Genomic DNA, 22,790 nt, shown 5'->3' on the forward strand with positions numbered 1-22,790 from the left:
GGTCCGATGCGCTTATACGCGATTTGCGTCTACCTTTTTCTCTATATTCCAATCGGCATCATCGCGCTTTTCAGCTTTAATGCCGGACGACACGCAAGCCAGTTCATGGGGTTCTCGACCCAATGGTATGGTAGAGCGCTGAACAACCCATTTGTAATGGACGCGCTCGAGACCAGTCTGCTTGCGGCATTAATAACTGCTTGCCTCGCATCCACTCTCGGAACCATGGCGGCCATCGCTTTACAAGGGGTTAAGGGATGGCTCCGAACTTTGTTTGATGCGATGATTTATATTGCGATAATGATACCCGGTATCGTCATCGGCATCGCGACACTCATTGCCCTGGTCACCGTATTCGGCTGGCTAAACCCGCTTCTTGCAAGCCTATGGCCCGATGGAGCAAATCCCCCGCAACTTTCCATGGGGATGCCCACGCTTGTCGCCGCCCACACCATGTTCACAATGGCGCTGGTCATAATCATCGTACGTGCAAGGCTATCGGGTATGGACCGCGCGCTCATGGAAGCTTCGGCTGACCTCTTTGCGACACCCTGGGGCACCTTTCGACAGGTGACCCTGCCGTTGATAGCACCGGCAATTTTGGCAGGCTTCCTGCTCAGCTTCACTTTCTCATTTGATGATTTCATCATCGCGTTCTTCGTAGCTGGCTCAGAAACAACCCTGCCAATCTACATATTCTCATCCATCCGGCGCGGCGTAACACCCGAGATCAATGCCATCGGCACTATGGTTATGGGCGCGTCGCTCTTGTTGCTCGTAGCAGCGCAGCTGCTTTTGCGCCGAGGCGCCTCAAAATCGAATAATTAAATAAAGGAGCCAAGTGACATGCGGCTTGCAGGTAAGGTCGCGCTCGTGACGGGCGCGGGATCAGGAATTGGTCGGGCGGGTTCAATGGCAATGGCACAAGAGGGTGCGCATGTTGTGGTAACCGATCGCGATGCAACACTTGCTGAAGCCACTGTGGCCGCGATCGTAGCGCAGGGAAATCAAGCATCTGCCATACAGCTTGATGTGACCGATGACGATGCCCTTACCAGAACCATAGACGAAGCAGTTAAAAACTTCGGTCGGCTTGACGTGTTGCACTCTCACGCTGGGTTGCAGATCGAAGGAACGCTGGAAGAAGTGGAACCAGATGGAATGGATGCTTCTTGGGCATTGAATGTCCGCGCTCACTTCATTGCCGCGCGTGCAGCCGTCGCCCATATGAAATCACAAGGTGGAGGCAGCGTGATCGTCACGGCCTCCAATTCTGGGGTTCAATATGACCGGGGTATGATCGCCTATGCGACTACAAAGCACGCTGCTGTTGCGATGGTTCGGCAGATGGCAGCCGACTACGCTGTCCATGCAATCCGTTTCAATGCCCTATGTCCAGGATTTGTAGACACCCCTTTCAATGCAGGCTTCGAAAAGCAGATGGGAGGCCGTGCCAAACTGGAAAGCTACATCGAGCAGGCGATCCCCATGAGTCGATGGGCGACAGTTGAAGAGATTGGCCATGGGATTGTCTATTTAGCTTCAGATGAATCCGCTTTTATGACGGGGCAAGCCCTGGTTATCGATGGCGGTGAATGCATTTAGTGATGGGTTAGACCGCTCAAGAGAATGTCTATCGCCGCAATTCATTTTGGCGAGCACATTTCAGTCCGCTTTGGGCTCGAGGCAGACGTTCGCTCACCTACGCTCAAAGACTGCATTGCGGACAACGCTGCCATCCGCATTTTTTTCCAAAGGACCGCAGACAGCCCAAAACGGACATTCGCAATTAGACTTTGCAATTCCCGAGAAGCGTAGCAGATCAACCATTTGCTCGCGCCGCGAGTGCTTGCGCAGCATCAGTTCACAGGAGCGGCACGAATGTCGATGCGTTGCTGCTGATGACGTCAGGCCAGTCATTCATAGCCACGAGGAAACCTTGATCACGTACCGCTCTGTCGCCGCACTCAGGCTCGACAAGAGAGACGCGGACTTAAGCTGCCATTCGCTGCTGCTCCGCCCCCAAATCCCTACAACAACAGATTAATGCCAAGTAACTTCTTTCGGCGGTTCACCAGGCTACTTGGTCACGTGCTTGTTTCACAAACACCTGCCTTAGCAGTACTAGCGTTGCGACGAGGGAAACTTCCTTGACTCTATTCTGGCAAAGGACCACAAACGTGCATTGGTGAAAATTACTCGTCGTCGCGATGCTGCCGGCTTCGATGATCCAATGGCCTTCAGACTAACTGTAGCATGTGCCCCAGCATAGGAACGGGTCGCGCTGGGGTCTTCGCGTTGAGCTCGTTCCTCGCAAGCATTCGCAACTGTCACCTGACATGCTCCAGTTATCGCGTGACCCATCAATGAAGGCGCCGTATGAACAGAACATGGCTTATAAATCGCGTGCCCGATGCCGGATAGATCAGGTCTCAGGCTCCGTTTCAATCAGTCACTCATCGTGTTTTCGCGCCGCGTTCTTTGTTTGATCCCGACACTCTTGGTGTTGCTCTCCGGAACGCAGCTTCCCGCCCAAGTCGCAGGCAATGCTGATGGATCGGTCTGTGACGAAGGCTTCGAAAACAAGAACGGATCGTGTCAAAGAGCAAACGCACCTGAAAATGCGCATTTGACCGGCAGTTCCTATGGTCCAGGTTGGGTATGCAACCATGGATTCAAGCGTGTTGGAGATTTTTGTGAGGAAATAGAAGTTCCTAAAAACGCATATCTTGCATCGACCGGAGATCGATGGGAGTGCAATCGGCTCTTCCGACAAGTCGGTGAAAGATGCGAAGAATTGATAGCGCCTCAAAATGGGTACGTCGGAACCCGGTTTGGCGCACAGGAAATACACTGCAACTGGGGATTTCGTAAGGAAAGCCAAACATGTGTTGCAATAGAAGTTCCAAAAAACGGTCGTCTGAGCGACAAAAGAAGCTCGGATGGGTGGGTATGCCTCAGAGGGTACAGGGCAGCGGAGAGCGGCTGTGAGCCTGTGGCCGTTCCACAGCATGCATACCTTGCGCCTGAAACCTACTCTGGATGGAAATGTGAACGTGGCTTTCGCGCAAACCAGGACAGTTGCGTTGCGATCCTAGTCCCTTCCAACGCTCATTTGAATCGAAGAGGTGATGGTTGGGAATGTAATCGGCCGTTCACAAGACAGAACGATAAGTGCGCCGAAAATATGCCGCGAAAATAAGTTCGCTGGAAATCAATATCGCCTGACAAATCCGGAAGGACCAAGCCGTGAACCATAACTCGATTGACGAAAACCTTGGCAAAATGCTCAAGGCCGAAAGGGCGCATCGCTGGTCCTACAGAGTAAAGATGTTTATCGCGTTATTGGCGTTTGTTGCGACCATAATTGTGGTGGTGTTTCTCTGATGCGCAAAAATGCCCCTCAAGTAACCCTTCACGGTTCAAAGATGTCAGCTCGTGGTCTGGAACAAAGAGCATTTCAGGATCGCAGTGTTCGTGAGTCGCGGAACGCTGACGTAGCAGAAGTGATTGAAGAAGAATTTGGAAAGTACTTGATTAAGGCCGGCATCCTGAGCGGTAACAGCGTTGCGCGCGCATTCCCCAAGCCACCGGCTAAAACGCAGACAATGATTGCTGATGCAGTCGGCGAAACACCAGCATTGGCCATCGAAGCATTAAAAGAAATTCTCGGTGAACGAGACAGGAAACGTAGCGGTCAACGCCGTTTGGAGAGAAACTCCGGCACCCTCGTTCCCAGTGAAAGAGAATATGCCGAGGCATTGCGACAGATTAGGCTCACCCCTGCGCAGGTCACTATGCTCAAAGCACTTACAATCGCAGGCAAGGACGGTCTGACCATTGGTCATTTGTCTCAGGCGGCCGGTTACAAATCGCGCGAGGCCTCCATCAAGGTTTTTAAGAAAATCGGACTATTGATCGCAGAATATCTGGAACTGGACCTACCCGAAGCCGGATCGGTGCAGAATGATGGCGCCGCTCAGGTCCTGGCGTTTTCTCACATCGAAAGTGACGATGAGCCAGCCACTTGGGTTATGCATCAGGAACTGCGCGACGCTGTTCGTTCGGTTCTATGACGCACGTTCCAACCCCCGCTTTTGCAACGAACTCTGAACCGGAACAATTGCACGAAAGGTTGCTCACGTAGCTTATGTTGGAGAAAAGACCATATCCGCTCGACCTGATCTATGTACCTGTGAAACGGGCGAAAACGCTTGATCAACAAAAAGTTCTGACGCTGGCCGAAGATATCCTGAAGAACGGCCAGAAGACCCCGATCCAAATACGCTCGGACAACAAGAGGTTCGTGCTGATTGAAGGCCTTCACCGATTAGAGGCCATTCGCGCCCTGGGCGGTGATACGGTCGAAGCCTATCTGGTACGCGCCAGACTACACTAAATGCCTTTTGGAATTGGCGTTCGACAAAGCCTCGGAAAATGTCAGCAGACGTTGACTTTTTTCATCCCAAAGATGCAATCGTGCACAATGAAAGCTCTCATATAGAGTAATACGCTGGCAATTTTCTAACGCAGAATGGTCACGCAAAACTTCGTTTAGCCGGTAAAACGGTATGCGGCTGGCAAGGTGGTGAACATGGTGTACGCCGATGTTAGCAGAGAACCACCGCAGGATGCCTGGTAGGGCATAGTGAGAACTTCCATAGAATGCGGCGTTCTGAAGGTTCCACCCCTCTTCCCGTTCCCAGGTCGTGTGTTCAAACTGGTGTTGAATATAGAAAAGCCAAATACCAATCGATGATGCGACAATCATGGTTGGTAGGAAAACATACGATAATACCTCAATGCCTCCGGCCCAAAAAACTAGGGCCAATATCCCTGCAATTGCAGCGTTTGTTCCCATCGCACTTGCCCAGTACAGCCAGCCCGAACGCATGAAACCAAGAGGTAAACGGTTTTGAATAAAGAACGTATAGATCGGCGCAACACCGAACAGGAAGACGGGGTTCCGGGTCAGACGATAAGCGGCACGCCCGAACCACTTCCGCTTCAGGTATTCTTCAGTGGTCAATGTAGGGATGTCACCCATACCACGCCGATCAAGGTTACCGGTTGAAGCGTGGTGAATCGCATGGCTTTGCCGCCAAACGTCATAGGGTGTCAGGGCAAGAACACCTAGAACCCGACCGGTCCAATTGCAAACAGTGCGACTTCTAAAGAAAGATCCATGACCGCAATCATGCATAATGATGAAGATACGGACCAGAAACGCGGCATTCAGGATGGCCAGTAGTATTGCGATCCAGACACTAAAAGATAACGCAAACCACGCTAGGGCCCATAGCGCAAATAAGGGAGCAACTGTGATCGCAAGTTCAAAAACACTGCGCTTCGCATCGGCAACACGGTATTGCGCGAGCACCCGCGTCCAGTCTTTAGGTTGCAAGTTACTTGTTCTCCAATGGCTTATTGTAGCCCATTGTTCAATAGGGCACCCGAAAAGGGTGCCCTTAAAAAAGGTCAGGCGAGTGCCAGATTGGCGGCGCTTTCGCGTCCGTCACGGCCAGCTTCGACGTCAAAAGTAACCTTCTGACCGTCTTTTAATTCACTAAGGCCGGAACGTTCGATTGCTGAGATATGTACGAACACATCGCGCTTGCCATCTTCAGGCTCGATAAAGCCAAAACCTTTAGTCGAGTTGAACCATTTTACTGTGCCATTTGCCATGGTGGAAATCTCCAAATACTTGCCGCCCGCATTATTGCGGCGACTCGGCGTGGTCGGTCTGAATCGAAAGACTGAACGCCGAATTGGGGAGACAGCAGGTCGAAAAAGAAAAACGTAAGCCTTGTGTATATGGACTTCGAGTACGCACGATACAAGCCTTGATGCGGTGGAGGGCAACAGAGAAATCGAACCTGCCTGGCTTAGAACTCTACAAGTTGAGAAGACGCTGTCGTTCTGCGATCCAAACGCGAAGGCGGCTTGGGAGGCCGTACAAAAGATCAATGACCGCTTTTGGGAATCTATCCCGCAACATCCGAGACAGCTATAAGCGTCCGTTTTGATGCCGTAGCGAGACTTTGCAAAGTCCGGTTTCTGCGCATCGCTGACATTGGTGCTTTCGGCAGCATCGGTTGGTTTGGGCTCAAAGCCGTCATCCGACGGCATTAGCGATTAGACCGGTTTGTGGTTGCGAGCGGTCATTGTGGCCGCTCTCAGGATTGGTCCGACTTCGGCCCTCCCAGTACTATTCAACGAGTTTTCAAGCTCAACTCCGAGATCCTACCGTCGCCTGACCCTCTCTCGATTACGCTCCCGACGTTCGATGTTGATCCGGTGGTCGCGGCCCAATGCCCGGTAGAAGCCCGGTCCCTTGGACCAGTTCAGAAAGTGGGCAAAGCTGTCGACCTGATCGTCGTTGCGTCCGCGTGGAAAGGACTGAAGCTCCCGTTTGAATACCGGCAGCCAGGGTGCATCTGCAGGCAGATAAACCTTGCCCTCTTCGACAGGACCGCAAGCGGACTGGAACCGGGTTTCCTTGTCCTTGTCGGGTTTAATGCGTTCGTAGCGCCGACGGTCATCACGAAACAATTCGTCCAAAAGAGGTTTGCCGGAGGCCGCATCTTCGATCAGGACACGATCGGGATCCCAACGGCCGACAAGTTGCAGTGCCTTGGCTTTCAGGTCTGGGTAGTCTACCTGCCCGCGCCAGACGTCGATAAGATGCCACGCATTTTCGCGGAACCCCCAGGTTGTACAGACAGAGAAATCAGACCGGGGGTCTGCCGACATGCCCGTATCCCAGCTCTGAACCACCAGTTGGAACCAGCGGCGATCTTCGATGGTCTCGTAGGGGCCAAACCACTCCCAGCGCAAGGGCGACCCGTCGGGAGCAATGGGGTTCTGCTGATACTGGCAATTGAACACGGCCGCGCCCATTTCGCGACGCTTGGTATCCAGCGTTTGCTGATCCAAACGGGACGGGCACAGGAGATCACCCGGTTTGCGGCGCATGACCCTTCCACGCCCAAGAGGAACCACCTCATGGCCTTCTGCGATGGCAGGCAGATTCAGATGCCGGTAGGTCCCGCGTTCGAGCAGATAACCCGGCGGATCCATCTCGTGCAACCGTTGCGCAACCATTGTCTGACGTCAGCGCCAATGAGTCAGTTTAGGGTGATTTGATAAGAGAGGGTTTCTGGCACATCGTAACCACCAAGGAGTGGAGATGAGACAGAAACCCGGAACCAAGCAGAGCCATGGCGAGAAGGTCGTCAAGGACATCCGTCGAGCGACCCGCCCTTCAGCGCCTTCTTGAAGAGATCGATGCCGGGCGTATTGACATGGTGGTGGTCTACAAGATTGACCGGCTGACCCGGTCGCTTGCCGACTTCTCTAAGCTGGTCGACCGGCTGGAACAGGCAAACTGTTCTTTTGTGTCCGTCACGCAGGCCTTCAATACCTCATCTTCCATGGGCCGGTTAACGCTGAATGTGCTGTTGTCCTTTGCTCAGTTTGAACGGGAAGTCACCGCCGAACGTATTCGCGACAAGATTGCAGCGTCGAAGAAGAAGGGGCTTTGGATGGGTGGCAACCTGCCTCTGGGCTATGATCGCCACCCCGATCCGAAGGCAAGAACGCTGGTGGTGAATGAAGAGGAGGCCAGAACGGTCCGGCATCTCTTTGGGCTTTATGACGAGCTTGGTTGCCTGCGCAAAGTAAAAGAACGGGCAACGGCAGAAGACCTGCGGTCAAAACGGGTTGTTCGGACAGATGGCAGTGTGAAGGGGGATTGTCCGCTGTCACGGGGTCAAATCTATTACCTGCTGCGCAATCCGGTCTATCTCGGAAAAATCCGCCACAAGGATAAGATCTGGGACGGACAACATCCGGCGATCATCGATCAGGACATCTGGGACCGGGTGCAGGAAAAAATGCGACAGGCCTCCAACCGCTCGCGGGCACGCGGCGACTCCGATGCGCGCCAACACTCCACTGACCCCGGGGCCTGGCTCACCGGTCTGCTGTATGACGAAACTGGTGATCGGTTGACGCCGACCCACACCACGCGCAAAGGCCGACGGTTGCGCTACTATATCTCCAATCGACTGATCTCAGGCGGCAAGGATATCTCTGGCTGGCGACTGCCCGGCCCAGCGCTGGAAAACGCGGTCATTGATGTCATCGTCAGACATTTGCAAGACGCCGCCGCGGCGCACCAAGTACTGGCGCAGCCGGAGGCCGGGTCAGCCGAGGCAGTTCAGACTTCAGTTGCGGATTTAGTAACCCGGCTTCTAGGCCATGGCTGTCAGATCGGCGCTGCTCTTCTGGCCAAAGGCAAACTTGCACGAGGACAGATCGACCTCGAATTTAACCCCAAAACTCTGGCAAGCGCACTTGGCATCGCGGCCGATCATCTGCACCCGGATCTCACCCACGTCACCGCATCTTTCGATCTGTGCCGCCGCGGCGTCGAGGCCAAGGTCATCGCCGGAGACATGGCACCCCAACCTGATCCCCACCTCCGGTCCATGCTGATCCGCGCCCATGGCTGGGCCCGTGATCTGAAGGCCGGAGTTCAACTGATGGAGATTGCCCGCCGCGAAAGCGTCCCTGACGCCTTCATCCGCACCCGTGCTCAGCTCGCCTTTCTCTCACCAAAGATTCAAACGGCGATTCTCGACGGGAGCCAGCCGCCCGAACTCACACTCAAGCGTCTGGTCAGCGTGACCCACCCACTTGAATGGTCCGAACAGGAACGCCTGTTCGGCTTCTGACATCTCCAGCTCCTGCGTCCCTGATACAGACTTCGCCCTCCCTGATCCGGCTGAACAATTCCCTGTTCGCACGAGGAAATTCCCTGTTCCACCTTTTAGGGAATTTGCAACATAAACCTCTGAGAAACATACAGTTCTGATAGAAGAAATGACGGAAGTCAGTCCCGGTTTGCGAATATTCCCTGTAAATTGCAGGTTATCAGGGAAATCCAGCCCAAAGCGACCCCGCTAAAATGCGACACTGAGACTCGCGCCTGAATTGTCCTCTGAATGTACGGTTTGCTTCGTCTCTGATTGAAAGCGCATGCGCCAACGCGCGGGAATTGCGTAACAATTCCGGATCAGAAAATACAACTGAAGTGAGACAGGTATGAGTGGCGGGGAGACAGGGATTCGAACCCTGGGGACGCTCTCACGCCCAACGGTTTTCAAGACCGCCGCATTCGACCACTCTGCCACCTCCCCGGCGCAGGCAGCGGTCTAGGACGAACATCGGTTGGTGGCAAGTCCAAAAGAGGGATTTCTTGCCGAAGCCGGACCCGCGGTCTTTCCTTGAAACAACCCGCAGGTTATGATTTGCGCGATGACTGCAGGAGGCCGGCAAAAGAACCGGTCGAACCGCGGTTGGGGCCAGCCACGCAAAGGCCCTACAGGCAAGGGATAACACAATATGAAGCGAGCGACAGAGACACGCTTTGGACCGCGGCCGTTGGCGGTGCTGGTTGTTGCAATGACTGCGCTGACGGGATGCGACGAAGCTTTGAACGCAGGCAAGTCTTCCTCGGAGGCAGCCAGTGACGATGGGCAGACCCAAAGCAACACCACGGAACTGTTCCCCGAAGTCGCCAGCGGCTCTCAGCGCGATGTTGAAGCGCCGGACGTCTTCGAAGTGACCGAGGCCGGGCTCTGGGATGGGCGTCCCTCGTTGGGTGGCATCTGGGTGGCGCACCCCAGCGCGTCTCAACCCGAGCGGGTCGCCATCAAGAACACAAGCAACAACAAAACCGTGACAGGCGCCTTGTTCCGCCGGGAACGAAACCTGCCCGGGCCGGCCCTTCAGGTGTCCTCGGCAGCGGCTGAAAAACTGGGAATGCTTGCCGGCGCTCCTGCCCGTCTGCAGGTTGTTGCACTCCGCCGCGAAACGATCGAGCCGGAGCCTGCGCCGGAACCCGAAGCAGCCCCGACCGAAGAAACTGCAGACGCCGCCGAAGCAACCGCAGCCGAAGAAGCCACAGCGGCCGGGCCCGACGAAAAGGTCGAAGAAAAGCCGGCCAAGCGGAAATGGTGGCAGAAAAAGACACCTGAAAACACCGGTGCCGTGGTCGCCGGTGCTGCCGCGGCCGGAGCGACCGCAAGCGCCGCCGCCGAAGAAGCTGCGCCCGCAATTGAGGAAGCGGCAGATGCGTCCGCGACCGCTGCATTGACGGATCCGGTCGTCGCACCGCCACCCGCCCAGAAAAAACGCAAGTGGTGGCAGAAGAAAGATCCCAATGAAATTACCGAGACGCCATTGGACCCGATCGCAGGTGCCGCGGCCGCCATTGACGCATCCGAGCCGACGCCGGCTGCGGCGGCCAGTGCCACAGCCGCATCGTCGAACCTGACCAAACCCTATGTTCAGATCGGAACGTTCGGAGTTGAAGCAAACGCAAAAGCCGCGGCCGAAAAGGTCCGCACGAACGGATTGGCGGCCGAAGTTCTGGAACTGGAGTCGGCGGGCAAGTCGGTCTGGCGCGTACTGGTCGGCCCTGCCACGACGCGCGCCGAACGCAAAGCGATCCTCGGAGATATGAAAGACCTGGGCTTTACCGATGCCTTTATCGTGAAGAACTGAACAGGAGGGTCCAATGCTGACCTCACTCAAATCGGCTGTTCTGGCCGCGGGCCTTGCCCTGCTGGCCCTGCCGGTTCACGCCTTCGACACGTCCGCGCGCGCGGCCTATGTGATCGATCAGACGACAGGCACTGTGCTGTTGTCGAAGAATGCCGATGAACCGCTCCCACCGGCATCGATGTCCAAGCTGATGACGCTCTACGTGGCATTCGAAGCCCTGCGCGAAGGTCGACTGACGCTGGATGAAACGCTTCCGGTCTCGGAACATGCCATGAGCTATGGCGGCTCGACCATGTTCCTGAACACGCAGGACCGGGTCCGGGTCGAGGACCTGCTGCGGGGCATCATCGTCCTGTCTGGCAATGACGCCTGTGTCGTGATCGCCGAAGCGCTCAGCCCGGACGGCACCGAGGCCGGCTTCGCGCGCTACATGACCCAACGCGCCAGGCAGATGGGCATGAACCACTCGAACTTCACCAACTCGAACGGCTGGCCTGCTGCAGGTCACATGATGTCGGTTCATGATCTCGCTGTGCTGGCCGACAGGCTGATCACCGATTTTCCCGAATATTATCCGCTGTTTGCCGAGGAAACCTTCGAATTTGACGGCCGCGCCCCGTCGAACGTGAACAACCGCAACCCGTTGCTGAAACTGGATATCGGTGCCGATGGCCTGAAGACCGGCCACACGCAAGAGGCGGGCTATGGCCTTGTCGGATCGGCCAAGCAAGGCGATCGCCGGGTGGTCTTCGTTCTTTCCGGGCTCGACAGCATCTCTCGCCGGGCAGAGGAGGCTGAGGCCGTGGTTAACTGGTCGTTTCGAAATTTTATCGAGAGGACAGTTGCCAACGCCGAAACGCCGATAACACAGGCCAAAGTGTGGATGGGCGCGCAAAAGACGGTTGGGCTTGTGCCCGACGGTGACCTCACCCTTCTGTTCCCCGTACTGGGCGATCAGAACGTGCAGGCCGAAGTCGTGTATCAAGGCCCGATCAACGCTCCGATCGCCAAGGGCCAACAACTGGCCGAACTTGTGATCCAGCCCGAAGGTTTGCCCGAAATCCGGCGCCCCCTGGTCGCAGCCGAGGATGTGGCGATGGGCGGGTTCCTGGTGCGACTTATGACCGTGGGCGGCATCGTCCTAAAAGACATGATCAACACCCCGCTGGAGTCGATGTGAGCCGGCGCGGTCTGTTCCTGACATTCGAGGGGATCGACGGTTCGGGCAAGTCCACGCAGGCCCGCAGGCTGGCCGAAAGCCTCGAGGCGGCCGGACATGACGTTGTTCTGACGCGCGAACCGGGCGGTTCGCCCGGGGCCGAGGAGATTCGCCGTCTGGTCCTCGAAGGCGACCCCGACAGGTGGTCGGCGGAAACCGAAATCCTTCTGTTCACGGCCGCACGGCGCGATCATTTGGAGCGCACGATCGAACCGGCCTTGAATGCGGGTAAGATCGTGATTTGCGACAGGTTCGCCGACAGCACCCGAATGTATCAGGGCCTGTCGCGCGGAGATCTGCGCGCGTTGGTGGACCAACTCCACGGCCTGATGATCGGCCGCGAGCCAGATCTGACGTTGCTGATCGATATGGATCCGGAAATCGGGCTCTCCCGCGCCAAGGGCCGGCAAGGCACCGAAGAACGGTTCGAGGATTTTGGCCCGGCCCTTCAAAAACGCATGCGCTCGGGTTTCCTTGCGCTGGCGGACGAGTTCAAGGACCGGTTCCGTGTGATCGATGGCAATCGCGACGTGGACAGCGTGGCCGTGGATGTGAGAGAAACCGTCCTGAAGGTTCTGCGGTAATTCACGAATGAGCGACGACACACCCACACCGGACCAGGCGCCCGGCGCGCTTCACCCGCGCGAGACACGCAGGCTGTTTGGACAGGATGCGGCCGAGCAAGCCTTCCTGACCGCCTTTGCGTCTGACCGGCTGCATCACGCGTGGCTTCTGACCGGCCCTCGTGGCGTGGGCAAAGCGACCCTGGCATGGCGCATCGCGCGGTTTCTGCTGGCCACGCCGCCGCTACACGATGACGGGCTGTTCGGCGCGCCCGAGGCTCCGACGACACTCGACATCGCGCCGGACCACCCGGTTGCAGCGCGGATGCTGGCGGGGGCCGAACCCGGTCTGGCCGCGATCACCAGATCCCTGAATGATCAGGGCCGCCTGCGTAACGAAATCGTTGTCGATGACATCCGAAAACTGGGGCGCTTCTTCGGCCTCAGTTCAGCGGACGGCGGGCGCCGCGTGGTTATCGTGGATGCGGCAGACGAAATGAATGTCAGCGCCGCAAACGCGTTGTTGAAAATGCTCGAAGAGCCCCCTGCCCGCACGACACTGCTGCTGGTTTCGCATCAGCCGTCACGGCTGTTGCCGACGATCCGCTCGCGGTGCCGTACCCTGCGCCTGTCACCGCTGTCGCCGGAGGACATGAAATCGGCGCTGGCACAGACCGGGGCCGAATTGCCTCCGCAATCCGATCACCTCGCGGCTTTGGCCGCCGGTTCCGTAGGCGACGCGGTACGGCTGATCAATCTGGGCGGGATGGAGATCTATGCCGAGCTGATCCAGATACTTGGCACCCTGCCCCGCCTCGACCGCCAGCGCGCGCTGGCTTTGGCCGAAGCGGCCGCGCAGCGCGGAGCAGCCGAGCGTTATGACCTGCTTTTAAATCTGATTGACATCGCTCTGTCTCGCCTTGCTCTAACCGGTGCGACCGGCGCGCCTCCGCAGACCGAAGCTGCGCCAAACGAATCCGAAGTTCTGTTGCGCCTGTCATCCTCGCGCCCACAAGCCTTGGGCTGGGCCGAGGCCGCATCCATCATCACGGCCCGTGCACGGCACGGGCAGGCGGTGAACCTTGACCCTGTCGCCGTCGTCCTAGATACGGTGTTCAAGATTCAGGAAACCGCCGGTCCGAGCAGATGAGCGACACGCCCCAACCTCCCGCAATCACTGACAGCCATTGCCATCTGGATTTCCCGGATTTCGAGGGCCAGTTGGACGCAATCATCGCTCGTGCAGCCGAAGCGGGCGTGACACGCATGGTGACGATCTGCACACGTCTGCGCAATGAACCGACCGTGCGCGCGATCGCCGAAACATATGCCCCGGTTTTCTACGCTGCGGGCACCCACCCCATGAGCGCGTCCGAAGAGCCACTTGCGAGCGTCGACGAACTCGTCGCATTGTCCCGACATCCGAAATTTGTCGGCATTGGCGAAACCGGGCTGGACTATCACTACACCGCCGACAGCGCCGAAATCCAAAAACGCTCGTTGCGGGTTCACATTCAGGCCGCCCAAAGTACAGGCCTGCCGCTGATCATTCACGCCCGTGCAGCCGACGAGGACATGGCGACGATCCTGCAGGACGAGTTTCGGAACGCACCTTACTCTTGTGTGATGCATTGCTTCTCGTCCTCGGCCGAACTGGCACGGGCAGCGTTGGATTTGGGGTTCTACCTCTCCATGTCCGGCATCGCGGCCTTTCCAAAAAGCCAAGAGCTGAGGGATATCTTTGCGGCAGCGCCTGTCGATCGAATTCTGGTAGAGACCGACGCACCATACCTGGCCCCGCCGCCGCACCGGGGCAAGCGGAACGAGCCCGGCTATACCGCTTTCACCGCCCGGGTCGGCGCCGAACTGTTTGGCATGGACTACCCGGATTTCGCCGCGCAGACTCAAGCGAATTTTGATCGACTGTTTGCGAAGGCGGCCGCCTATCCGGTTGCCGCATGAGCATGCTGCGGTTCACGATCTTGGGCTGTGGCTCCTCTGGCGGTGTCCCCCGGTTGGGGGGCCATTGGGGAGATTGTGACCCGCAAAATCCGCGCAATATCCGCCGCCGATGCTCGATGCTGGTTGAGCGGGACGGGCCGGACGGCACGACCTCGGTTCTGATCGACACGACCCCGGACATGCGCAGCCAACTGTTGGACACCGGAACCGGACGCCTCGACGCGGTTGTCTACACACACTCACATGCCGATCATGTGCACGGCATCGACGACCTGCGCATGATCGTTTTCAACATGCGCGCGCGGGTGCCCGTTTGGGCGGATGGCGACACGCAAAACGCATTGCTAGGGCGGTTCGGCTACGCCTTCATTCAACCCGAGGGCTCACCCTATCCACCGATCCTCGACCTGAAGACCATTGACGGCCCGTTCGAGATAGACGGCCCGGGAGGGTCAATCCCGTTTCGCCCGTTCAAGGTGAACCACGGATCGATCGATGCGCTTGGTTTTCGTATGAACAACCTGGCCTATCTGCCTGATGTTGCGGAAATCTACGATGATGCCTGGCCCGTGCTTCAGGGATTGGACTGCCTCGTGATCGACGCGCTGCGCCGGAACCCGCATCCGACCCATGCCCACCTGGAAAAGACCCTTGGCTGGATCGAACAGCTAAATCCGGCTCGGGCGGTTCTGACCAATATGCACATCGATCTGGACTATGCAGCCGTCGATGCCGAGACCCCGGACCATGTCGAGCCTGCCTATGACGGCATGGTGATCCGGCAGCCATTGTAGGACATCGGATTGCACGCGCTTCCCCCAGCTCTGACCGAACAGCCTGGATTGAGGTCTTGAGATGTTGCAAAGCCTGATCGACGTCATCCTTCCGGTCTTTCTTGTGATTGGGGCTGGTTATGTCTCGACGCTGACGGGCTACTTCAAAGAAGTTCATATTGACGGGTTGATGAAGTTCACGCAGGGGTTCGCAATCCCCTGCCTGCTGTTTCTGGCCATCGCCCATCTGGACCTGAGCGCCAGCTTTGACCCGCGCCTTCTGGGCAGTTTCTATACCGCCGCAGCTCTGTGTTTCCTTGCGGGGGTTTTCGGCGCTCGCCTGATATTCAAGCGCGAATGGGAAGACTGCGTCGCAATCGGGTTCTGCTGTCTGTTCTCGAACTCGGTCCTGCTGGGCCTGCCGATCACCGAACGCGCCTATGGGCCCGACAACCTGACCGGAAACTATGCGATCATCGCGTTCCACTCGCCGTGCTGCTACTGCGTCGGCATAACCGTGATGGAGGTCATCCGCAACCGAGGCAATGGCGGTATGCGCATGGCCCGATCGGTGCTTTCGGCAATGTTCAAGAACGCACTGATCCTGGGTATCGCTTTGGGCTTCATCGTCAACCTCACGGGTGTCGGTATTCCGGCTGTGGCAGACGAGGCCCTGAGCCTGGTGACCCGCGCAGCATTGCCCGGTGCCCTATTCGCCCTGGGCGGAGTTCTGGTCAAATACAAGCCCGAAGGTGACCTGCGGACAATCGGCTATGTTTGCTGCGTTTCACTTGTTCTGCATCCAAGCCTGGTTTGGTTGTTCGGTACAGCGACCGCCCTGCCGCAAGATCTTTTCCGCTCGGGCGTTCTGAACGCGGCGATGGCGCCCGGTTTCAACGCCTACATTTTCGCCAATATGTACGGCCGGGCCAAACGAGTTGCCGCCTCTTCGGTGTTGATTGGCACAGGCGTGTCCATTCTTACGGTATGGATGTGGTTGACGTTGCTCGGCTAAAGACGAATTGACTTTGCGGGAGGGCGCCACACCTATCCCGAAACAGAACAAGGAAGCCCCAGCATGCCGACTGCCGTCATCGTAGCGCATGGCCAACCATCCGACCCAGACCCGGCCGAGGCATCTCTGGCCAGACTGGCCGCTCGGATCGATCAACTGACGGATAGAGTCACAGTCAGATCGGCGACCCTCGCCGCGCCAGGCGCGCTGGAAAAGGTCCTTGATGAGATTCCGGACGGCAGCGCGATTTTTCCATTGTTCATGGCGAAAGGGTGGTTCGTGACTTCTGCGCTTCCCAAACGCCTTGAAGGGCGCGCAGTTCGGCAACTCGACCCGCTGGGCGTTGACCCGCAGCTACCCAACCTGGTGGCGCGCGCCCTGCAACCCTTGATCGACGAGCTAGGTTGGAGCACCACATCCACGGATCTGCTTATTGCCGCACACGGCTCAGGCCGCAGCCGCAACCCGGCAGCCGTCACCCACGAATTCGCTGACCGTTTGGCCGGGTTGATATCACTGAAATCAATCCGCTGTGGATTTGTCGAAGAACCCCCATCGATCAGTGACGCCGCCCAAATGACCGGGGATCATGCGATCTGCCTGCCGTTCTTTGCCTGCACCGGGGGCCACGTGTTGGATGATATTCCCGCCGAGCTGGGCAAGGCCGCATTTCGTGGCCCGGTGCTGCCTGTGGTCGGCGAGTTGGATGAAATCCAGTCGCACATCGCGCGGACATTGGACGGGGCTTTCGCTGAGTAGTCAAGCAACCAGCCTACCGACGCACCGGTCTACTCCGGTGCCCGCGCCTCTTCGGAATAGAAGCGATGGCACGACCGACCGTTTCGCTTGGCCTCGTAAAGGGCCAAATCCGCCGCGTGCAGAATCTCAGCCGGTTTCGGGGACAGAAACTGTGACGTAAGTGCGGTCCCGATGCTCGCCGAAATCGCGCAGGTCTCGCCCTCGAAAACCATCGGTTTCTGAAGGCGGCCAATCAGGCGATTGGCGATCCGTTCAAGCTGAGCCCTGCTCGACAGGCTTTTGAATATCAGAACAAATTCATCGCCGCCGATCCGGGCGACCGTGTCGTCGCTGCGGGTTTCTTCCAGCATGATCCGGGCGGCCTGGGACAGCACATAGTCGCCCGCGGCATGCCCCAATTCGTCGTTCACGGCTTTGAAGAAATCCAGGTCCAGATGCATCAACGCAAAAGTGGATTTCGTTGAAACCAAATGCTCGAGAATGTGGTCCATCGCGCGCCGGTTCTTGAGGCCGGTCAGAGTATCCGTATAGGCCTGTTCCTCGGCCGCAAGCATTGCCCCCTGAAGCCGCAGGTTCAACGACCTCGAAGCCTCCATCGCCGCAGACTTGGCTTCGACCAGGTAGAGCAATTCAATTGCGAGGTCGGTTCCCGAGAAATCCGCACTTGTCAGTGCATAATCACGTACAGCGTCCAGGATCGAGATCCCGAAGGACAAGTTGATAACCGCGCCTGCATCGTCAGGCAGCGGCGCCACCAAACCCTTCAATGCTGTGCGCGGTTCATCGTGAAGCTTGAGATGAAGCTTGGTACCTGCCGTCGCCATCAACGCCGGCATAGTCGTCACGGTTCTGGGCCTTACCAGTTCAAATATTTCCAGAAATTCGCTGCCAACCAACGGCTGGTCGGGGCGCAGTTTTTGCAGTGTCGGCCCGACCTGAAGGATACGCCCATCCTGATCCACCAAGGTGAACATCGGGCACAACGTCTCCAACATCCTGCCCAGTTGATCCAGATCCATCATCAGTTCCGCGCCCCCAGATCAAAGTGACGACCCTCGGCAAAGGCGCTTTCGACCAGAACCATCGAGATGACGTCCACCCCGCCCCTCTGCCCGGCATGCCTCAGAATCACGAGCGCGCCATAGTCGTCCGCCATTGCTCGCAAGATCCCGATCATGACATTGGCATACCCATCCAGCCCGGGATGGCAGCGCAGTTCGAATTCTGTGGGCGAACGCTCCAGCAGTTCCAGGGCAGGCAATTCAAGGTCAGAGACCGCCAGTTTGACCCGGTCGGCCAGATCATCCAAAGACTGCAGAAACTCGACATAGGTAACGCCGCCAAAGCGCAGAAGGCGCCGCAATCCTTCCATGTTGGGGTGTGAGACCAGATAGGTTCCGAGATCTTCCAGAAACTCGTCCCGCGAACGGTTCAATTGATCGCAGACCACGTCCAGCAGGCGATATGACTTTTCCCGGTCGTAGACGAGCATCGCTTCGAACTCGGCGAACCCAAGTTCAGCGGCCTCGGTCGCCCGAAGCCAGCGCTCACGCCCATAGGTCGCGCATACAAACGATTGAACTGCCCTGTTGATCAATCCGTGCATGAATGCCCTCAAAAAGGTTTCATGCCGATCCCACCTCAAAGATCTTAACAAAGGCCAAATGCGGCAGTTCAAGATGCGGAAAATTCACGGAAATCTCAGGATGAGATATCCTGCCGTTCCAGCTGCCTGCCCGATGATGCGCTATCAGAAATCGGTCGGCGCGCCCCCTTCGGCTTTGCGACGTGCGACGAAGTCAGCCAGTTCCTCTCGGATCGCCTCATCCATGGGCGGAGCCTCAAAGCTGTTGATGATCTCCTTGAACATCAGATGCGCCCGTTCGGCTGTCCAGATCCCGCCTGCGACTTCCCAACCCTCGTAGTTTTTCCAATCGCTCAGGAAGGGTTGATAGAACGCGGTGGTATAGCGATCCTGGGTGTGTTGGATGCCAAAGAAGTGCCCATCGTTCCCGACCGCTCGGATGGCTTCCAGTGCGATTTCGTCTGGGCCTGTGGCGCAGATCTCAGGCTGCATATACCTTTGGATTTGCTGCAATATCTCGCAGTCCATGATGAACTTCTCCGGGCTCGCGATCAGGCCGCCCTCCAGCCATCCGGCCGCGTGATAGACCATGTTGGTCCCCGACTGCACCGCCGCCCAGAGTGAATTCGACGTCTCCCAGACAGCTTGGCCGTCCGGCACATTGGCCGCGCAGACACCGGACGAGCGCAAGGGCAGCCCATAGAACCGCGCCATCTGGCCGGTCATCTGGGTCGACCGGATGTATTCAGGCGTGCCAAACGCGGGCGCACCGGACTTCATGTCGACATTCGAGGTGAACGTCCCGATGACACATGGGATGCCGGGCCGGACGTACTGGAACAAGGCAATCGCACACAGCGCCTCGGCCAGCGACTGCGCAACGGCACCGGCCATGGTTACCGGGGCCATCGCCCCCGCCAAAGTGAAGGGCGTGACGACAATGGCCTGCCCCCGCCGGGCCAGACGCAGGCACCCGTCGATCATCGGGTGGTCGTGTTTCAGGGGCGAGGTCGAGTTGATGTTGGTGTACATGCGCGGCGACGCCTCGAATTCCTCGTGGCTGAGACCGCCTGCGATGCGCACCATTTCCATGACATCTTCGACGCGCTCTTTGCCCAGCGAATAGGCATGCATCGCCTTGTCCGTCAGCGTCAGCTTGTCATACAGGACATCCAGGTGCCGGACGCTGGCGTGCAGGTCAACCGGCTCGACCGGGTAGCCCCCGGCAAAATGGATGCAGTTGAAATACTGCGTCAGCTTCAACAGGTTCCGGCACATTTCCCGGTTGCCGGGTACCTTCTTGCCGATCTCCATGTCCCAGTAGTTCGGCGGTGACGAGACATTTCCGAACAACATCGTCTTGCCGCCGATCTCGACCGTGTGGTTCGGGTTGCGCGGCGTGATGGTAAAGGTCGACGGCGCCTTTGCGACCATTTCCATGACGAAGTCACGGCCCATGCGCACGTTGTCGCCGTTGACGATGCATCCGGCCTCACGCAGGATCTCCAAGGCTTCTTGGTTGTAGAACTCGATGCCGATTTCCTCAAGAATACGCATGGCACCGTCATGGATGGCTTCGACGCCCTCGGGGCCCAACGGTTCGGTTGGCCGGTCGATGTTGATCGGCGGATTCCATGGCATCTGGTCGATGACTGCCGCACCGCGGCGCGCTGCAGCGCCTGCGCGTCCACCACCCCTGCGCTTGCGAGTATTCGTGTCGGCCATCTGTTCCTCCGGCGTTTGTTACTCTCAAACAAGACCCGAAGTCCGGCCTCTGGCCGCTCTGTCTGCGACAGCCAAGGTCGGTTTCAACTCATGAACCGCCGATTTTCAGGCAAGGCGCTTTAACGAAGGTTCAGCCAGCCGGGGATGTGGCTGATATCGGGAAGAACGACATCTGCCATCGGTGCAAGATCCTCAACCCTGGCCAATCCGGTCAGAACACCGATCGTGGTCATGCCGGCGGCGCGACCGGCCTCCAGATCGTGCAGACTGTCGCCGACCATGGCGATCCGGTCCGGAGCGACGCCAACATGTTGGGCAAAGGCCAACAGCTGTCCGGGCCCGGGCTTGAACCCGTGGCCACTGTCATACCCCGCAATGAAATCGAAATAGGTCTCGATTCCGACCGAGGCCAGGTGCCGTTTCGCCGGCATCTCGCCGTCATTGGTCGCAACACCCAGCTTCTTGCCGGCGTCTTTCAGGAATTGCAGAAAAGGTGCAAGCGCAACGGCCTCGACCTGAGGCGCATGGGCAGAAGCCGCATTCAAGGTCTGAACCAGATCCTCGCGGGACCAGCCGTCAAGGTCTGGGAGCAAGGCGTCTGCGACCTCGTCGACGGTGCCAGCGATCACGATACTGTCCTCGGAATAGGTCTCTGTCGCGAAGTCAAAGCCAATGCTCTTTCCAAGCACGGACGCACGCGCATTGTCGCCCTCGCTCAGACGCAGCAGCACCGCCTTGCCGAACGCCCCCCACGTGGCGGCGAAATCAAACAGGGTTCCGTCCTTGTCAAAAACCAGCGCATCAATCGACATGCATTCTTGCTCCTGCGCGGACCCGTTCAGGTCCAATGAACATCCGCGCCGCCTGACAGGACGCTTCGGGCTTGGGCCGGTTGATCGTAGGGGACAGCGTTTGCGTCACAAAAGGCCAACACCCACGAATCGTCAAGCATCAGAAATTCCAGCACCGAAGCAAGAAACTCGGGCTCTGTGGCGCGGTCCCTCAGGTCATCCGTCGACGCGCCGGTCGAACCAAGGAAAACAGGCAACAATTCATCGTTCCCAACAAGCCACCCAAGCGCTTTCAAGGCCAGAGTTTCGGCGAATGCGGCAGAGATCGGCATGATCAGGCCCCGGTTCGAAGATTTGGAAAGGGTTTGTTAACCAGACTCATAAACACTTTGGCAAGGCATGCAATCTACGGTGAAAACAATGTCCGTGCAGGGAACCATCCTTGTCCTCGACGGGGTCTCGACCAATCGCATCATGCTGAAGGTGCAGCTGACGGCGGCGTGGTATCATGTCGTGCAGGGCGAGAAGCTGGCTGGTCTTGGGGCGTTGCTGCGGCGGACCCGGCCGGATCTGGTGCTGACGGCCCAGACACTACCCGACGGAGACGCGGGCGACGTCAAAAGACTGATGCTTTCCGTTCCGGCCCTGCAGGATGTCCCTGTGGTCGCGATTGCGCCTCAGAACGATCGGACCGCCCGGCTGCGGAACCTGTCCGAGGGGCTGGATGACGTTCTGGCCTATCCGTTCAAAGATACGCTGTTGCTGGCGCGTGTGCGAAGCCTGCTGCGCGCCCGTGCGGAAACTCAGGATCTGAAGAACAGTGGCAACCCTCAATCCGTGGGATTTGCCGAAGCCCCCGCAGCAATGATCACGCCCGCGCGGCATGGTCAGATCGCCGTCTTGGCCCACACCGCACGTACTCGCACGCTGTGGCACAAGGCCCTGAACGGACGAACGCAGCATTCGGTGTGCAGCCATACCCTGCCCAACCTCAGCGGAGTCTTGTCCGGCACCATACCTGACGCGATTGTTGTCGAATTGAACAGCGATCCATCCGGCCTGAACATGTTGGCCGACCTCAAATCCCGCACCGGCACTCGGCGGACCGCTCTGATCGGAATCATTCCCGATGACAACGCCACTCTTGCCGCCGAGGCCCTGGATCGCGGCGCCGATGCGATTTGCCTCGGAGGGTTCTGCCCTGACGAAGTATCGCTTCGGGTCGAGGCGTTGATTGCACGCAAGGCGCATGACGAGCAAATGCGCGACTCGTTGCGCCGTGGGCTTGAGGAATCGTGGATCGACACGCTGACGGGCCTGAACAACCGTCGTTTCGCACAGACCGCGATGGACCAATTGCTGCACAGTTCGGTGCACAAACAGCGGGGTTTTGCGATCATGCTGGCCGACCTGGACCACTTCAAATCCATCAATGACCGTTACGGCCACAGTGCCGGTGACAGGGTTTTGGTCGAGGCCGGAAAACGGATGAAGCGCGCTTTCGGACCTGACGGCTTCCTCGCCCGCATCGGAGGAGAGGAATTCCTGTTCGGACTGCCAAACGCGACCCGCGAAAAGGCGCTCAGGAAGGCGGCCGATATCTGCAGCGGCGTCAGCAGCGTACCGATCGTCCTGGCGGACATTCCTGCCCGGCTTCCGGTGACGGTCAGCATCGGGCTGAAGGTATGCGAGCCACCCTTCTCCCCACTTCCAGACGGCTCACTGTCGGCCGACAGCCTGATCAAATGCGCGGACAAGGCGCTTTATGCGGCAAAACAGGCAGGCCGGAACCAGGTGTGGATGAAACAGAACGCGGCCTAAGCAGG

At 57.9% G+C, this 22,790-nt stretch carries 22 protein-coding genes and 1 tRNA gene; 14 read left to right on the plus strand and 9 right to left on the minus strand.

Annotation, left to right across the window (positions count from 1 at the left end; genetic code table 11):
• The first annotated feature begins 6 nt into the window (after positions 1–6).
• From ACR0BA_RS05840 to ACR0BA_RS05855, 4 genes are all read left to right on the plus strand, one after another.
• Positions 7–828, plus strand: coding sequence for an ABC transporter permease (locus tag ACR0BA_RS05840; protein ID WP_093962200.1), 822 nt, complete (start codon positions 7–9; stop codon positions 826–828).
• 18 nt (positions 829–846) lie between these two features.
• A complete protein-coding gene (locus tag ACR0BA_RS05845; protein WP_170343551.1) occupies positions 847–1,605 on the plus strand; it encodes an SDR family NAD(P)-dependent oxidoreductase in 759 nt (252 codons plus the stop codon).
• A 1,781-nt stretch (positions 1,606–3,386) separates the two neighbouring features.
• Positions 3,387–4,076 carry a hypothetical protein gene (locus tag ACR0BA_RS05850; protein ID WP_480726886.1) on the plus strand — a complete coding sequence of 230 codons (690 nt, stop codon included), beginning with the start codon at positions 3,387–3,389 and terminating at the stop codon, positions 4,074–4,076.
• Between the two features lie 74 nt (positions 4,077–4,150).
• Positions 4,151–4,399, plus strand: coding sequence for a ParB N-terminal domain-containing protein (locus ACR0BA_RS05855; protein ID WP_039524390.1), 249 nt, complete (start codon positions 4,151–4,153; stop codon positions 4,397–4,399).
• On the opposite strand, the gene ACR0BA_RS05860 is transcribed toward ACR0BA_RS05855, so the two are convergent.
• The 3 genes from ACR0BA_RS05860 to terL form a co-directional block, all read right to left on the minus strand.
• Positions 4,391–5,404, minus strand: coding sequence for a fatty acid desaturase (locus ACR0BA_RS05860; protein ID WP_170452345.1), 1,014 nt, complete (start codon positions 5,402–5,404; stop codon positions 4,391–4,393). The two genes, ACR0BA_RS05855 and ACR0BA_RS05860, sit on opposite strands and share 9 nt — an antisense overlap.
• Positions 5,405–5,478: 74 nt before the next feature.
• Complete coding sequence (locus ACR0BA_RS05865; protein ID WP_170382448.1) at positions 5,479–5,685, minus strand: cold-shock protein; 207 nt, start codon at positions 5,683–5,685, stop codon at positions 5,479–5,481.
• Positions 5,686–6,243: 558 nt separating this feature from the next.
• Positions 6,244–7,104, minus strand: a complete 861-nt coding sequence (gene terL, locus ACR0BA_RS05870) for a phage terminase large subunit (RefSeq protein WP_480726889.1) — start codon at positions 7,102–7,104, stop codon at positions 6,244–6,246.
• Between the two features lie 179 nt (positions 7,105–7,283).
• On the opposite strand from terL, the gene ACR0BA_RS05875 reads away from it, so the two are divergent.
• Positions 7,284–8,738 (plus strand): recombinase family protein, encoded by a 1,455-nt coding sequence (locus ACR0BA_RS05875; protein WP_480727467.1) that lies wholly within the window; start codon positions 7,284–7,286, stop codon positions 8,736–8,738.
• A gap of 375 nt (positions 8,739–9,113) precedes the next feature.
• Here the strand turns inward: ACR0BA_RS05875 and ACR0BA_RS05880 are convergent.
• Positions 9,114–9,203: transfer RNA gene (locus tag ACR0BA_RS05880), tRNA-Ser, on the minus strand.
• 205 nt (positions 9,204–9,408) lie between these two features.
• Between ACR0BA_RS05880 and ACR0BA_RS05885 the strand changes: the two genes are divergently transcribed.
• From ACR0BA_RS05885 to ACR0BA_RS05920, 8 genes are all read left to right on the plus strand, one after another.
• Positions 9,409–10,572 carry an SPOR domain-containing protein gene (locus tag ACR0BA_RS05885; protein ID WP_480726890.1) on the plus strand — a complete coding sequence of 388 codons (1,164 nt, stop codon included), beginning with the start codon at positions 9,409–9,411 and terminating at the stop codon, positions 10,570–10,572.
• Positions 10,573–10,585: 13 nt separating this feature from the next.
• Positions 10,586–11,752 (plus strand): D-alanyl-D-alanine carboxypeptidase family protein, encoded by a 1,167-nt coding sequence (locus ACR0BA_RS05890; RefSeq protein ID WP_480726891.1) that lies wholly within the window; start codon positions 10,586–10,588, stop codon positions 11,750–11,752.
• Entirely contained in the window at positions 11,749–12,375 is a 627-nt protein-coding gene (tmk, locus tag ACR0BA_RS05895; RefSeq protein ID WP_170434764.1) for a dTMP kinase, read from the plus strand. Before ACR0BA_RS05890 ends, tmk begins: the two co-directional genes overlap by 4 nt.
• 7 nt (positions 12,376–12,382) lie before the next feature.
• Complete coding sequence (locus ACR0BA_RS05900) at positions 12,383–13,504, plus strand: DNA polymerase III subunit delta' (protein ID WP_480726893.1); 1,122 nt, start codon at positions 12,383–12,385, stop codon at positions 13,502–13,504.
• A complete protein-coding gene (locus tag ACR0BA_RS05905) occupies positions 13,501–14,316 on the plus strand; it encodes a TatD family hydrolase (protein ID WP_480726894.1) in 816 nt (271 codons plus the stop codon). The genes ACR0BA_RS05900 and ACR0BA_RS05905 overlap by 4 nt, the downstream gene beginning before the upstream one ends.
• Positions 14,313–15,110, plus strand: coding sequence for an MBL fold metallo-hydrolase (locus tag ACR0BA_RS05910; protein ID WP_480726896.1), 798 nt, complete (start codon positions 14,313–14,315; stop codon positions 15,108–15,110). The genes ACR0BA_RS05905 and ACR0BA_RS05910 overlap by 4 nt, the downstream gene beginning before the upstream one ends.
• Before the next feature lie 61 nt (positions 15,111–15,171).
• Positions 15,172–16,104 (plus strand): AEC family transporter, encoded by a 933-nt coding sequence (locus ACR0BA_RS05915; RefSeq protein ID WP_480726898.1) that lies wholly within the window; start codon positions 15,172–15,174, stop codon positions 16,102–16,104.
• 63 nt (positions 16,105–16,167) lie between these two features.
• A complete protein-coding gene (locus tag ACR0BA_RS05920) occupies positions 16,168–16,863 on the plus strand; it encodes a CbiX/SirB N-terminal domain-containing protein (RefSeq protein WP_170420514.1) in 696 nt (231 codons plus the stop codon).
• A 29-nt stretch (positions 16,864–16,892) separates the two neighbouring features.
• Here the strand turns inward: ACR0BA_RS05920 and ACR0BA_RS05925 are convergent, their stop codons facing one another.
• The 5 genes from ACR0BA_RS05925 to ACR0BA_RS05945 form a co-directional block, all read right to left on the minus strand.
• The gene (locus tag ACR0BA_RS05925) at positions 16,893–17,885 is read right to left on the minus strand and encodes a GGDEF domain-containing protein (RefSeq protein ID WP_170357358.1); all 993 of its coding nucleotides are present in this window, start codon (positions 17,883–17,885) and stop codon (positions 16,893–16,895) included.
• Positions 17,885–18,469: a heme NO-binding domain-containing protein gene (locus tag ACR0BA_RS05930; protein ID WP_170365909.1), complete on the minus strand. Its 585-nt coding sequence runs from the start codon at positions 18,467–18,469 to the stop codon at positions 17,885–17,887. Before ACR0BA_RS05930 ends, ACR0BA_RS05925 begins: the two co-directional genes overlap by 1 nt.
• A gap of 144 nt (positions 18,470–18,613) precedes the next feature.
• Positions 18,614–20,173, minus strand: coding sequence for a trimethylamine methyltransferase family protein (locus tag ACR0BA_RS05935; RefSeq protein ID WP_480726900.1), 1,560 nt, complete (start codon positions 20,171–20,173; stop codon positions 18,614–18,616).
• Positions 20,174–20,292: 119 nt separating this feature from the next.
• Positions 20,293–20,985, minus strand: a complete 693-nt coding sequence (locus ACR0BA_RS05940) for an HAD family hydrolase (protein ID WP_480726902.1) — start codon at positions 20,983–20,985, stop codon at positions 20,293–20,295.
• 26 nt (positions 20,986–21,011) lie between these two features.
• Positions 21,012–21,296 (minus strand): DUF3572 domain-containing protein, encoded by a 285-nt coding sequence (locus ACR0BA_RS05945; protein ID WP_480726903.1) that lies wholly within the window; start codon positions 21,294–21,296, stop codon positions 21,012–21,014.
• An 88-nt stretch (positions 21,297–21,384) separates the two neighbouring features.
• On the opposite strand from ACR0BA_RS05945, the gene ACR0BA_RS05950 reads away from it, so the two are divergent.
• The gene (locus tag ACR0BA_RS05950; protein WP_480726905.1) at positions 21,385–22,785 is read left to right on the plus strand and encodes a diguanylate cyclase; all 1,401 of its coding nucleotides are present in this window, start codon (positions 21,385–21,387) and stop codon (positions 22,783–22,785) included.
• Positions 22,786–22,790 lie beyond the last annotated feature (5 nt).

Source organism: Ruegeria sp. CI5 (assembly GCF_056536885.1).